Origin of the sequence: Burkholderia sp. BCC0419, assembly GCF_902830285.1 — a bacterium.
Lineage (GTDB): Bacteria > Pseudomonadota > Gammaproteobacteria > Burkholderiales > Burkholderiaceae > Burkholderia.
The window spans coordinates 98,018-112,078 of sequence record NZ_CADESR010000013.1; the positions used below are offsets into that span (position 1 = coordinate 98,018).

Annotated in this window: 12 protein-coding genes; 11 read left to right on the plus strand and 1 reads right to left on the minus strand. The window is 57.1% G+C overall.

Annotated elements, in window-relative coordinates:
• Window positions 1-272 precede the first annotated feature (272 nt).
• The 11 genes from HWW87_RS34245 to HWW87_RS34295 all read left to right on the plus strand — a co-directional run bounded on the left by HWW87_RS34245 (window position 273) and on the right by HWW87_RS34295 (window position 13,149).
• Window positions 273-491 carry a DNA-binding protein gene (locus HWW87_RS34245; protein WP_175823979.1) on the plus strand — a complete coding sequence of 73 codons (219 nt, stop codon included), beginning with the start codon at window positions 273-275 and terminating at the stop codon, window positions 489-491.
• 80 nt (window positions 492-571) lie between these two features.
• Window positions 572-1,540 (plus strand): hypothetical protein, encoded by a 969-nt coding sequence (locus HWW87_RS34250; protein ID WP_175823980.1) that lies wholly within the window; start codon window positions 572-574, stop codon window positions 1,538-1,540.
• 333 nt (window positions 1,541-1,873) lie between these two features.
• Window positions 1,874-2,260: a conjugal transfer transcriptional regulator TraJ gene (gene traJ / locus HWW87_RS34255; protein ID WP_059557079.1), complete on the plus strand. Its 387-nt coding sequence runs from the start codon at window positions 1,874-1,876 to the stop codon at window positions 2,258-2,260.
• A complete protein-coding gene (gene traI / locus HWW87_RS34260; RefSeq protein WP_175823981.1) occupies window positions 2,257-4,242 on the plus strand; it encodes a TraI/MobA(P) family conjugative relaxase in 1,986 nt (661 codons plus the stop codon). The genes traJ and traI overlap by 4 nt, the downstream gene beginning before the upstream one ends.
• 175 nt (window positions 4,243-4,417) lie before the next feature.
• Window positions 4,418-5,197: a P-type conjugative transfer protein TrbJ gene (gene trbJ, locus HWW87_RS34265; RefSeq protein ID WP_175823982.1), complete on the plus strand. Its 780-nt coding sequence runs from the start codon at window positions 4,418-4,420 to the stop codon at window positions 5,195-5,197.
• Between the two features lie 167 nt (window positions 5,198-5,364).
• A complete protein-coding gene (gene trbL / locus HWW87_RS34270; RefSeq protein WP_244107397.1) occupies window positions 5,365-6,831 on the plus strand; it encodes a P-type conjugative transfer protein TrbL in 1,467 nt (488 codons plus the stop codon).
• Between the two features lie 66 nt (window positions 6,832-6,897).
• Window positions 6,898-7,128, plus strand: a complete 231-nt coding sequence (locus HWW87_RS34275; protein WP_175823983.1) for a type I toxin-antitoxin system ptaRNA1 family toxin — start codon at window positions 6,898-6,900, stop codon at window positions 7,126-7,128.
• Window positions 7,129-7,895: 767 nt separating this feature from the next.
• Window positions 7,896-8,462, plus strand: a complete 567-nt coding sequence (locus HWW87_RS34280; RefSeq protein WP_175823984.1) for a recombinase family protein — start codon at window positions 7,896-7,898, stop codon at window positions 8,460-8,462.
• Between the two features lie 147 nt (window positions 8,463-8,609).
• Window positions 8,610-9,611, plus strand: coding sequence for an ATP-binding protein (locus tag HWW87_RS34285; RefSeq protein ID WP_175823985.1), 1,002 nt, complete (start codon window positions 8,610-8,612; stop codon window positions 9,609-9,611).
• Window positions 9,612-9,639: 28 nt separating this feature from the next.
• Window positions 9,640-12,255 carry a S8 family peptidase gene (locus HWW87_RS34290; RefSeq protein ID WP_175823986.1) on the plus strand — a complete coding sequence of 872 codons (2,616 nt, stop codon included), beginning with the start codon at window positions 9,640-9,642 and terminating at the stop codon, window positions 12,253-12,255.
• A gap of 690 nt (window positions 12,256-12,945) precedes the next feature.
• Window positions 12,946-13,149, plus strand: a complete 204-nt coding sequence (locus tag HWW87_RS34295) for a hypothetical protein (protein WP_089466519.1) — start codon at window positions 12,946-12,948, stop codon at window positions 13,147-13,149.
• 102 nt (window positions 13,150-13,251) lie between these two features.
• On the opposite strand, the gene HWW87_RS34300 is transcribed toward HWW87_RS34295, so the two are convergent.
• Complete coding sequence (locus HWW87_RS34300) at window positions 13,252-14,052, minus strand: transporter substrate-binding domain-containing protein (protein WP_175823987.1); 801 nt, start codon at window positions 14,050-14,052, stop codon at window positions 13,252-13,254.
• Window positions 14,053-14,061: the final 9 nt, after the last annotated feature.

The window sequence follows — 14,061 nt, forward strand, 5'->3', positions numbered from 1 at the left end:
ACGCCGAAGCGCGACCGTTGAGTCGCGCTTTTTTATGCCATGAGAATGTTGAGCTGAATATTTTAAAAATGGTTTAGCTAAACTTTTTTCTTTAAAATCAATTGCTTGCAAAACTTCCGTTTGTTTGAAAGAATTAACGTGTGTTTATGTGGAAGCTCTATTAATTAACGTGCGTTTCGGGCCATCGTGCCGGTGGTATGCCTTCGAACTTGGATAGTTCGCTACCCCGACTCATGAGCCCTGATGTCCATCAGTCTGGGTGGAGAAGCTTGATGACGAAGACAGAAGAGATGTTGGTCAGTAGATATGGAGTCCTACTTACATTGTCTGATTGTGCGACGCTGCTCAACCGTAGCGTAACGGGCCTACGGGTCACGCTGAACCGCGACTGCGAACTGGCTACGAAGCTCAGGCCCGCGAAGATCCGTCTCGGTCGGCGCGTGATGTTCAGAGCCTCGGAACTGGCGAAGTTTCTCGACGAGGCATCGTGATGGGACGCCAGCGCACGATTAATGACGTCGCATTTTGGCGCTCACCGAAGATGGCTGGCCGGACCCAAGAGGATCGAGCGATGCTGACGTATCTCCTCACGGGGCCGTTCAGCAACATCATCGGCGTCTACCAGATAGTCCCGAGAATTGCCGCATCCGAGATGGGATGGGATACAGAGTCGCAAATGGTTCCCGTCCTCCTGCGCTTACGTGATGCCGAACTCGTCGAATTCGAGCCGGAATCGAGTTTCGTTTGGGTTCGAATATGGTGGGACCACAACTCAGCCAGCATGTCGGTCGGGGGAACCCTGCGGCAACGAACAATTGAACAAATTACCGACATTCCGCCGCAGTGGCGCGAATCGTTTGTCGCAGATTTTCTTGCGCGCCTTCCTGCGCATGGCAGTAAGAAGCACGGCGATCTTCGCGCATCAGTCGAGCATCAGCTCGCAGTCGAGAGCGGCTTGCTGTTCAGGGGATCGACGTCGGACCCATACCGTACTGATACCGTATCGGTACCCGCGTCATACCCTGGTGAAAGCACGTCGCCCGGATCGACAATGAGGGCAGGACTTCAAGGAACCGTCGAAGCTGCTACGGGCGGCCGCTCGCCAATGGACAGGGTATCGATACCCTATCAATACCCTATGGATAGGGCGCGCGTTAACACTACCTTTAACGCTAACTCTATCTCTAACACTACTACCGCACTCAGATTCCCGGCTTCGTTGACGACCGAGGAGCGCGCATTTGCGGCGAAGTGCCTGGTTCCGTTCGGAAGTGCCGACGCGCAGAACTTGCTTGATGAACTGGCGGCGAAGTTATGCGCCGGGAAAGTGCAAAGCAACCCGCTAAGCTATTTGGCCGGTCTCGTGCGTAAGGCCAGCGCTGGCGAATTCGTACCAACGACCCAATCCACACGGGCACAGATGGGGCTGGGAAATTGTGCTGCTTCAACGGAGCCAATGGACTCACGCGACCACACGACGATGATGCGGCAAGCAATAGCCAAAGGAGTCCTCAAACATGCGACTTCAGGCAACAACTAGTTTTATCCGCGTAGCCGTGATTCACATGAAATCTCTCTTGGATCTTGGCGTTCTCGGGATGATGGTCGCGAAATCTCTGGTTCAACAGGAAAGACGAGGTGTTTTGCAGGTCCGTACCTGCGAAAAACACGGTCGATTGCAGAATTCTCAACGTGAAAAACAGGCATTGATGCACGTTTTTACCGGCAATCTACGGAGGCTATCTCAGGGCAGGATGTGTGAAGTAGTCCCACCGGCAAGCCGGCGTTCCTACTTCACTTTCCTTATTCGCACCTTCGGTGCTCAACGGACATCCCGCTCTGCGAGGCAAGTTGGCAGAGCCGGAAACGAGTAATGGGGACGCCCTTGGAAGTCAAAGTGAAGAACGTGACCCGCAAGGGTTGCTCGCCGATCAAGGTCTACTGCTTGCCGGAAGAACGTGCCGAAATAGAGGCGATGGCGAATGCAAGTGGACACAGCGCATCTACCTATCTGCGTTTGGTCGGGATGGGCTATCGCATCCAAGGAGTGATCGACGCAGCGCAGGTGCGCGAGATGGTTCGCGTGAATGGCGACCTGGGTCGTCTTGGAGGCCTCTTGAAACTCTGGCTGACGAACGATGCCCGCGTGGCGGGGTTTACTCCGGCCACGATCCACGCGTTGTTGTCCAAGATCGAAATGATGCGGGATGAGATGAGCCGCATCATGGAAAAAGTAGTGCGGCCGAGGGCCGAGCCATGATTGCCAAGCACGTTCCCATGCGCTCGCTCGGCAAAAGTGATTTCGCAGGCTTGGTGAAGTACATCACGGCAGACCAGGCCAAGGAGCACCGAATTGGGGAGGTGCGGCTGACGAATTGCACGGCCCCCACGGTTCGGGACGCGGTGACTGAGGTGCTCGCCACCCAGCAGGCGAACACTAGGGCGAAGAGCGACAAGACCTATCACCTACTGGTCAGCTTCCGAGCCGGCGAGCTGCCCGATGCTGCGACGCTCGAAGCTATCGAGGCCCGGATATGTGCAGGCCTCGGGTTTAGCGATCACCAGCGCGTCAGTGCCGTGCATCACGACACCGACAACCTGCACGTACACATTGCCATCAACAAGATTCACCCGACGCGGAACACCATTCATGAACCGTATTACCCGCACCGGACGTTGGCCGAGCTGTGCGACGTGCTCGAGCGGAGCTACGGGCTGCAACACGACAACCATGCACCGCGCCGGCGTGGTGCCGAGTCGCGGGCGGCCGACATGGAAAGGCATTCCGGCATCGAAAGCCTGATCGGCTGGATCAAGCGCGAGTGCCTGGAAGAAATTCGAGGTGCGCGGAGCTGGGCTGAACTGCACCAAGCCATGCGTGCAAACGGGCTGGAAATCCGGGCAAAAGGGAACGGGCTGGTGATCGAGGCCAGTAACGGTACGCAGATCAAGGCAAGTACGTTGGGCCGCGACTTCTCAAAAGTGAAGCTGGAAGGCCGGTATGGTCCATTCGAGTCCTTGCCGATGCGGCGGGCCGATGTCTCGTCGAAGCGCCAGTACCAAAAGGATCCTATACGGCTGCGTGTAAACACCGTGGAGTTGTACGCGAAATATCAGATTGCCCAGCAGCGTGCGACGACCGAGCGCGCGGCTGCCTTGGTCGGGCTGCGCCGTCAGAAGGAAAAGCAGATTGAGAACGCCAAGAGGAAAGGGCAGACTCGGCGCGCGGCAATCAAGCTGTTGGGCGGCGGCCGCCTGACGAAAAAGGTGCTGTATGCCCAAGCGAGCGGTGTCCTGAAATCGGAGCTGGAAGCAATCTACACGCAGCATCGGGTCGAGTGCCAGCGCCTCTACGAGCAGCACCGCCGGCATACATGGGCCGACTGGCTCAAGCAGGAGGCTTTGCAAGGTAACGCAGAGGCTCTGACGGCGCTGCGTGCCAGGGAGGCTGCCCAGGGCCTACAAGGCCGCACGATAAAGGCCGAGGGGCGGTCGCAGCCTGGCCATGTGCCCGTAATCGACAACATCACCAAGACCGGAACGATCATCTATCGAGCCGGCAGTAGCGCCGTGCGGGACGATGGTGACCGCTTGCAGGTATCTGCACAGGCAGGCCAAGCGGGTGTGCAGCAGGCTCTACGGCTGGCGGTCGAGCGATACGGCGATCGCATCACGGTCGCTGGCAGCGCGGAATTCAAAGCGCGCGTCATTCGAGCGGCTATTGATACGCGGCTTCCCATCACGTTCGATGATCCATCGATGGAGCGGTTGCGCCAACAGTACATGACGGCCCGTCAACCTGCGCGGGTCAGTCGTCCGGCGGTGAAGTCTGTTGGCCAGGCACCTCCTCCACAGGCCCGGAATCGTCTGCGCACGATGTCTCAACTTGAAGTGCTGTCGATCAAAGGTAGCGATCGAGCGGTAAGCCGTCACTCGGTCAAGCAGCCGATCGCAGGCGATCCAGCGCGTGGGCAGGTCGAGCAGGCTGCACAACAGGCAGTTAGCCGATTCAAAGCGGCCGCGAATCGTCGGAAGGTGCGAGCAAACGGCTTTGGAGACCAAGGTAAGGCTTGGCAGAACTTGCCAGACGCATTGCGACAGCGGATCGATCGTTTCAATTCGCAACCGCCAGAACGCCAGGAGATCGAGCTAGCAAGGATGCGCCGCGAGGTCGTGGAGAGCCGCGGCGGTGAATTGTCGTCTCTGGACGGTTTGACAAAGCAGAAAGGTCGCTCGCGATGAGGCGGAGAGCCGACAAGGCATAGACGCTAGGCAGTCCATCGACGGTCGAGTGTGCTGACACCGTGACATCAAAAAAAATGAGGCCGGGCATCGGTGTCGCTCTGGTCACCTACCGGTAGCTATCGTGGCGAAGCTACTCGATGTTCCAGGGGCCACATACCGAAGGACTATCGTCATGACGAAGAAAATTTTAGCCGCTAAAACGGCAACGGTCGCATTCGCGATCTCCTGCATCTTTTCGCAACCGGCCGATGCTGGCGGTATCCCGGTGATCGATGTCACGAACGTCATGCAGACAACGATCAGCGCGATAAACAACGTGCAATCGGTTCAGAAGCAAATCGAGCAATACACAACGCAGTTGCAGCAGTACCAGAACATGCTCCAGAACACGCTGGCGCCGGCGGCCTACGTGTGGGATCAGGTGAACGGCACGATCAACAAGCTCCTGCAAGCGCAGGACATGCTGAATTACTACAAGAATCAGGCCGGCAACATCGACGCGTACCTGTCGCGATATCAGGACGTGGCGTACTACCGGTCGTCCCCATGTTTCACCGCGACTGGCTGCACGGACGCCCAGCGGCAAGCTCTGGCCGATGCGCAAGTGAACGGCTCGGAAGCTCAAAAGCGTGCAAACGATGCCGTGCTGAAGGGCGTCGATCAGCAGCAACAAACGCTGGTCACGGACGCGGCAAACCTGCGTTCGTTACAGGCGCAAGCCTCGAGCGCACAGGGACAAATGCAGGCCATCCAGGCGGCCAATCAGCTCGCCAGCGCTCAGACGAATCAACTTCTCCAACTCCGTGGGCTGCTCGTCGCACAACAGGCTGCTGCTGCAACGCGTGCGCAGATCGTTGCAGATCGCGAGGCTCAACAAGCCGCCGCTGGCGCTCAACTGCGTGACGGCAGCAACGTCACCCACTCTGCTCCCAAGAGCTGGACTTTCCAATAAGGGGGCAGAAATGAGAGTAGCTATTTGGGTGCTCGTGTCCCTCGTAACTCTCGCCGGGTGTGACGACAAGGGGGCGTCAGTCGAGGCAAAACAGGCGGCCTCCGCCGCGCAGTTGCGTGACGGCAGCAATGTCGTCAGCTCTCCGCCGAAGAACTGGACGTGGGGCGATGCACCTTCTCAACAGCCGAAGAAAAATCAATGAGGGCCATGCAATGAGAACCATGTTTTTCAAGAGAGGCAAGCTGATTGTGCTCGGTTCAATGATCTTCCTTCACGTTGCGACTGCCCTTGCCGCACCGATGAATGCGAACGTCGTTGATTCGGTGATGGGAAAGTACCAGTCTGCGGCCAGCTCGTGGGGCAACGTCATGGTGAGCTACGGATCGTGGCTCTTCTGGGGATTGGCCCTCGTCAGCATGGTGTGGACGTACGGAATGATGGCGGTGCGCCGCGCTGATATTCAAGATTTCTTTGCTGAGTTGATTCGATTTTTCGGCACGCTGGGCTTCTTCTGGTGGATTCTGTACAACGGCCCTGCGATCGGAGATGCCATCGTCAAATCGATGTGGATGATCGGCGCAAAGGCCATCGGCCAAGCGACTGACTTTACGCCTGGCGGCATCGTACAAATTGGCTACGACATTTTTGCCAAGGCGCTCGACCAGTCTTCTGTCTGGTCACCCACCGACAGTGTCGTCGGGCTTCTCATGGCGCTGGTCGTGATGCTTGTCCTGACGATCGTCGGCGTGAATCTGCTCCTGGTCTTCGTATCGGCATGGATCGTGATCTACGGTGGCGTGTTCTTCCTCGGCTTCGGGGGATCGCGCTGGACCTCGGATATCGCTATCAGCTTTCACAAGCACGTCTTGGCGATAGGTGCGGAGCTGATGGTAATGCTTCTCCTCATAGGCATCGGCAAGACGTTCATCAACGAGTATTACTCCAGCATGGCCGCTGGCATTGACCTCAAGGAAATGGCGGTCATGCTCATCGCTGCTTTTGTGCTGATGTATCTCACAAACAAGATACCGCCGAGGATCGCAGGCATCGTTGGCGTTGGCGGTGTTGGCTCGATCGGAGGTGTTGGCGTCGGCTCGTTAATGGCTGCGGCTTCTATGACGGCTGGCGCTGCAGCATCGGCAGGTTCGGCAGTAATGGCCGGTGCCACGAGTGGCGGTGGCGGCGCATCTGCGCTCATGGCGGCATTCCAAGGTGCGCAGCAGCACATGGCCGAGGGGACGGGCATGTTCAGTGGCAGTGGTGGCTCCGGCGCTCTCAGTGGTGGTAGTGGCAGCGGCGCCAGCAGCTCGTCTGGCGGCAGCGGCAGCTTCGGTTCGTTCATGAGCAACGCAGGCCGCTTTGCGGCCGACATGGGCAACAACCTCGCGAACGGTTCCGGCCAGGTCGCGCAAGACAAAGCCGTGTCGATGATGGGCTCCGCGAGAGAGCGCATCGGCCAAACCATGGGCGGCAAGATTGCGTCGCAAATCCGACTAGATTCTGACTTTGGGAGATCGGATGGTGCTGAGATGGCCAGTTTTTCCGGCAGCAGCTCGGGCCGAGCAGATCAGGCGACGCCCATGAACGATGAGGTGGCGGCATTCGTCAACCGACAGCCTCTGCCTGATGCATGAGAGCGCACCGGCCGGCGGCAACCGGCCGGCACTTCCACGTAGCAACACCTGATAGAGAGGTGAAGTATGGCAACTGAGAATAACACTGAAGCGCAACGAGTTATCCGCTCCGCAGTAACGCAGCTTGCGGCCCTGGAATTTATGGATCAAGGCGCCGCGAGAGGGCTGTCGCAGATGGCTGAGGCCGTCGCAAACCTGTTTGTGGTTGTGTACTACCAAGCCGAAACGGGCCGAGCTACTCGTGCCGATTTCAACGACGCGATAGCCTCGATGAGCCGAGTATTGCAGCAACACTGACGATAGCTGTGCCGGGCCGCGGCTGATTAATTGGCCGCGGGCTTTCCTGATTCTTGCAAGGCGTCATCGAACGGCGGTGACACCTCCCGTCCAACCGATCGGCCAAAGTTTGTTTCTGGATGTCGGTTTGCGACCGTAATGCCCTCAATGAGGGAGTCACCCAGGTCACCGGCAGCTCGACAGATTTCCTCTATAGTGGTCGCCTGCGAGGCCTGATTCGCGAGGAGGTGGAGAGGGTCCCTCTCCCTGGTTGGCTTTTGCCGTGTCACAGCCTGTCCCTCCAGTAGTTGCGAGTGCATTCACCTACACCAATGTATCGATAGCGTGTTCGCTTCGTATCCCGGCGGCCGATGCGGCCAAGGCTCTAGCGATCACCAGATTAGCGGCGGCGGTACTATGCCCTTGATCATATATCCTTGCGGCGCGTCCGCTCACAAATAGGGGTAGTACGTGACCAATTCCGACGAACCGACATTCCTGGATTGCGATGACGGCTCCTGCGAGCCCCCTGCGTATGTCTGCACTGTCCGCCTATCGGACGTGCTTGCCGATTTGACTGATGACGAATTGTCTACATGGCCTGACCAGATTGTCGAGCGTGAGCATCGACGTCGGCGTATGGTATCGACGGATTCCGGGGCTTCCTAGCAGGCCGATGTGTTGATGCATCCCCACTGTGAACGTGCGTATACTCGCCGACGCTGAAGGACAGCAGCTCGTTTTTCTGTCAAAATTCTCGTCAAGTTTTCAATGTCTCGCAAACGTCAATGAATCAAAGGATCGGCTACGCGCGAGCTTCCGCGGGAGACGAGAATCTTGACCTCCAACGGGACGCCCTCACACGATCCGGGTGTGTTGTCGTCTATGAGGAGATCGCCAGTGGTAGGACGGCAGGGTGTCCGCAATGGGAGCAGTGTCGCGGCGCGCTGCGGCCCGGGGACACTCTTGTGGTTTGGCGCTTGGACCGACTTGGTCAGAATCTGGCGGCTCTTGTTCGTGTGGTGAATGAATTGGAAGAGCAAGGTGTTTCGCTTGAGAGCCTGGGTGATGAAATAAGCACGGGCGGTGCGGACGGCAAGCCGATCATTCGCGTATTTGCTGCATTGGCTGAGTTCGAGCGCGTTTTGATCCGTGAACGAACACATGCCGGTCTTGTTGCTGCTCGTGCGCGTGGTCGATCCGGCGGGCGGAAGCCAAAGCTTGATGCTCAACAGATACATGAAATCAACAAGCTGATGGCCGACCCGAGCGTTTCCGTCAGTCAGATTGCGAAGCGCTTCAAGGTATCGAGAACGACTATTTATAAGGTCGCCCCGACTCAAAAGAGAACATGACGGCCTTGAAGAGAATTCTCACCTTTGCCAGATTGAGCGGCATCCTCAGATGTTCGCCGCGCAAAGTTGACTTTCGGCTCAAATCTAATCTGCCTGCATCTTGGAAGGATAAGCAGGCTTCCTTTTACATTGTTGAGGTTAGCGCTGATGGCACAAGCTGATACCTTGGTGGAACTGGTCAAAGCAGCCAGCAGTGGCGATCAGCCATCGTTCCGCAGGGCTGCGGAATCGTTGATCAAAGAGGAGCGTGACAAGGGGCATCGTATTCTGGCGGATCGGTTAGCGAAGTCGTTGCAGCAGGCTACTCTTTTTCAGTCACAGTCACCTGCGATGAGATTGAGCAACGCTACTAGTTCTGGCGCTGGTGCGTACAAAGACTTGTTCTTCGAAACTGCCCCAGAACGAGGGCTGGACAGTATCGTGCTGTCGGACAACGTCCGTGCCCAATTGAAAGAATTGATCGAGGAACAGCATCGCGCCGATCTGTTGCATGCCCACAATCTAAGACCTCGCCATAAGGTCCTATTGGCTGGTCCACCAGGCAACGGTAAGACAACACTGGCGGAGGCATTGGCATGCGAGCTGATGGTTCCATTAATTGTTGTGCGTTACGAGACACTGATCGGCAGCTACTTAGGCGAGACATCATCGCGCTTGAAAAATCTGCTCGACTATGCGAGGACTCAACGTTGCGTACTCTTCTTCGACGAATTTGAGACCTTGGGAAAAGAGCGGGGCGATACGCATGAAACGGGTGAAATTAAACGGGTGGTTAGTTCACTTCTGCTGCAAATGGATGAGTTGCCGGACTACGTCGTAGTCGTTGCCGCAAGCAACCATCCCGAGTTGCTGGACAGAGCAGTGTGGCGACGCTTTCAGTTACGCATTGAGCTGCCGGCGCCGACTCGAGCGCAGCTGACTAGTTTTATTGAGTCGATAGCCTTACGATGTCAAGTCAACTTCGGATTTGCCGCAGAAACAATCGCAAAGCGACTGCTCGGTTTGAACTTTGCTGAAGTTGAAGAATTCTGTCTTTCTGTTGTGCGTCGCGCCGTGCTCGATCAGAGAGCGGATGATGCGAAAATGATTACTCAGACCAAGTTGGAGCAATGGCGTGACCGTCTGGCGCCGATCCAGCAACAAGACTAAATAGACGAAACATATCCGGGGAAGATGTATGGCCGAGAACCTGCCACTTTTGGTATTTCCACAAAAACGTGTCGTGGCTCCGGATCCGGGGCGTGGTTTTCCAATGGGAAAACCTCATGTGCCAGGCCGGCCAAGGCAGGTGGCACGCGTTGTTGGCCAACTTCAAACGCTTCAAGAGTCGTTTGCGCAGTACCAAGCTAGTATTGCGGGCGCTGTTGCCGGGATGGAGCCGGAAGCCGTGCTTGTAATGGAGATTGCCGGAAGCGTAAATGATTTTAAGCAGGCGGTAGACGCGGCAGGGTTAGAGTGGCTCGGAGAATGGGATCTCGAAGATCTTCAGCCTGATGAGGATTTTTACGAAGTCGACGGCAGAGGGAATCGGACTGAAAAGCTAATGAAGGGGCGTCTATTCCTCTCCATGAGCAATGAGGCTGGAATGAGGGAGATGCTCTCTCTTTGGGATCAATGGAGTCGAGGGCGAGCCCTACCTCATGGGAAAGGAAAGTGGGGCGAAGTCTTCGCCCAGTTGCTGGTAATTCGGCGCTGGGGAATTGAAGAAACGCTGCGAGAGACTGGAATGATTGATCGCTGGCGCGATTTGATTGAGCCACTAAATCCGCAAGAGCCAGTTACTTTCCAGATCGAACTCTTCTATCGGCGTGCTGATGCCAGGCGACGGCAGAATGAACAGGCTATACAGCAATTGCTTGCGGCTTTGGGCGGACGGACGCTGGGGCCATTCATCGACATGCAGGAGATTGCCTTCCATGCGGTGAAAGCAGAACTATCGGCCGAGAGGATACGGCAACTGCTGCAAGAGGTCGATGATCCGGAGGCGGACATCGATATCCAACTGTTCAAATTTTCCGGAATCATGTATTTCCGGCCGACCGGACAAAGCTTGGCGATATCAAGCGAGGAGGAGGGGGAGCCAGCTGAATTTGCTGAGGCTGCGCCCGACCTACCACCTATTGTCGCTTTGCTTGACGGTGCGCCTCTTCTTCTCCATTCGGCCTTGAAGGACCGACTGCTGATCGACGATCCCTTTGACCTTGCGGGCCTTTATCAGCCGGGGGAGCGACGGCACGGCACCAGCATGGCTTCGTTGATCGTTCATGGTGACCTCAGTACGGGGCAGACCGAGCCGTTGAAGAGAAAGGTCTACTGTGTGCCGATCATGCAGCCTGATCCCAATCATCCAAAGCGCGACGAACATATGCCCGATCAAGTGTTCTTCGAGGACCGCATTCACATTGCGGTGCGAAGGATGTTTGAAGGGGCCGCGAATGTGCCGGCTCAGGCTCCGGACGTGAAGGTAATTAACCTGTCTATAGGTGACGGAGAGCGTCCATTCATTCACACGCCAAGTCCTTGGGCTCGACTTCTGGACTGGTTATCTTGGAAGTACCGGGTGTTGTTCTGCGTAAGCGCTGGCAATCATGTGGACGATCTTGAAATTGGCATCAGCTACGCCGATTTTGCGGCATTGTCTGAGGAAGAGCGGGCGATTACAACTATCAGGGCCATTGCGCAAGGGCTTTCCTCACGACGACTGCTTTCGCCGGCTGAGTCGATTAATGCGATTACCGTTGGCGCATTGCACTGTGATGATTCCGGGGCGTATCCCGATCGACCGCGGATAGACGTGATGCCAAACGAAGGTTTGTTCAGCCCAGCGATGCGGCTTGGACATGGGTTTCGGCGATCCATCAAACCCGAGGTTCTTCTCCCAGGTGGAAGGCAGTTCTACGAAACACCTAGAATGAATGGGACCACCAGATTTCGGATCGATAGGTCGCCAATTCAGCCAGGACAGAAGGTGGCATGGGACAGTAGCACACAGGGCGAGCTTTCGAATGCTATTTTCACGCGAGGTACCAGCAACGCCACTGCGCTGGCCACGCGAGGTGCCGCGCGAATCTATGAGATGTTGCATGAACTCCGAGAGCAGGAACGGGAGGATTTGCCTGAAGACTTGATAGCGGTGGTGATTAAGGCGTTGCTTGTCCACGGCGCACGGCAGCCTGAAGATGCAAAGGAGCTTTTGACCACTGCATTGAAGAATGCTCGCAACTCGCGACAATTCAAAGAGGTCCTTGCTCGTTATATTGGGTACGGCGCAACAGACATAGAGCGTGTCTTGACCTGTACGGCGCAGCGTGCAACGGTGCTTGGCTGCAGTGAGATTCGCGAAGGCGAGGTGCATGAGTACGCTTTCCCATTGCCTATCGATTTATCGGCGAGAAAGCTGTGGCGGAGGTTGGTGGTAACGCTCGCGTGGCTCACCCCAATTAATCCGGATCATCGCAACCTTCGTGAAGCAAAACTAGAACTTGAGCCAGGCGGTGCGACGTGGGACGACATTCCCTTGAAGCTCAAACGCCAAGATGGCGACCATAATCAGGTGCTCAGAGGGACAGTCCAACACGAAGTGCTTGAAGGAGCGAGCATTATCGCGGCGTACCAAGATGGGGAGTCGGTACGAATTCGTGTGGTGTGCAAAAAGGACGCAACGGTTCGTTTGGATGAGGTGATCCCCTATGGCTTGGCCGTTACGCTTGAAGTCAAGGAGGACATTCCGATCTATCAGCAGATCCGCGCCAAGATCAAACCTCAAGTCGTTGTCGGCGCGGGGCGGCGCTGAATGTTGACGCAAGTTCTCGACGGATTGCGACAAGTAAGTGCCCGTCCAAACGGTCCCCCAAGTGTCAACGAAGCCGGCACGGGGTGCATGGCGCCGGCCCACCTTGGCGTTCTACGACATCCGGGGGGCTGTTTTGTTGACATATGAGGGACGTGGTTGACCGGTAGGAACCCCTCGATTGCCGGTGCAGTAGAGGTACACGCATTAGTTTGCGGCTGTTTGCATAAATTTCGCTAAATTATTGAATGTAAAGTACTTTTGGTTTCGCCTCGTTACGCTTACTTTCCTTTGATTTTCAATAACTTATTGATTTGCAAGGAAATTTGTAATCATCAGGTGGCGGGTTCGAGTCCTGCAGCCGGCACCAAATCCGAAATGGGGTTACGGAGTTTTCCGTAACCCCTTTTTTATTCATGGGGTCGCGCGCCGCGATGTCGCGAGCGCCATCGTTATCCCCCTTTTCTTGTCACGCCCGCGTCACGCTGCACGTCTAACGTTGCACCTTCCCGGCGCGGCAGCATTTTCGCGATCGGGTGTGCGTGACAGCATCCGACGCCGTGCCCGCGTCGCGCAGGGTCACCCGGGATCTCGCTCCCGCCAGCGCATTGGCTTCTGCCTCGCATCCATTCCATTCGAAAACGCGATCGACGCCGATCGAACTGCACCGCGTACGATCAGGAGACATGGACCATGTTGAGTCCGCATGAATTCTCTATGCTGCTGCGCATTGCGCGTGCGCCCGACAGTGTCGACCTCGCGAACCCGGCCTTTGCCGTGCTCGTCGAAAAGCGGCTGGTCGACGACACGCAGGTACGCGTGAATGAGATAGCGGCGCGCCCGGCGCTGACGCCGATCGGCCAGATGCTGCTTGCCCGCTTCGACGAGGCGGCCTGACGGAAAAGAGAGACAGCAGAGGGAGAGGAGAGAAGAATGCAGCCGAGCGTCACGCCTTCGCCGCAGCGAAGAACGTGACGCATTGAAAGCGCGGCGAACCGCTTACTGCGCAACCGGCACCGTCACGTCGCTGCCGAACCAGTGCGTCGAGATCTTCTTCAGCGTGCCGTCCTTGCGCAGCGACTCGAGCGCGTCGTTGATCGCCTTCTCGAACTTCGGGTTGCCCTTGCGGAACGGGATCGCCATTTCCTGCTTGCCGCCGTTCAGCACCGCCCCCGCGCGCAGCGGCAGGTTCGACGTCTTGATCATGTACGGCAGCATCAGACGGTCGTCGAGCGTCGCCTCGATGCGGCCCGCCGCGAGGTCGCGGAGCTTCTCCGGCGCGCCCGGATACGTCTGCACCTCGATGCCGGGCACGGTGCGCGCCATCTGGTCGTAGTTGGTGCCGAGCGTCACGCCGAGCTTCTTGCCCTTGAAATCGTCGAGCGACTTGAAGTTGCGCGTGTCGTCCTTGCGCTGGATCAGCTGCGCGGCCGAGTACGTGTACGGCTGGCTGAAGTCGAGCGCTTCCTTGCGCTGCGGCGTGATCGTGACCTGGTTGACGATCACGTCGAACTTGCCGGCCTGCAGGCCGGCGATGATGCCGCTCCATTCGGTCGGGATGAACTGCGTCTTCACGCCGAGCTTGCCGGCGACCGCATTCGCGACGTCGACGTCGAAACCCTCGAGCTGGCCGGACGTGCCGCGCGAATTGAACGGCGGATACGTGCCTTCGAGGCCGACGCGCAGCACGCCGGCTTTCTTCACGGAATCGAGCAGGTCGTCCGCGTGCGCGGCGACGGCCGTGAAGCCGAGGGCCGACGCGAGCAGCAAGCCCGACAGCAGGAACTTCGAACGTTTCATCGCAGATCT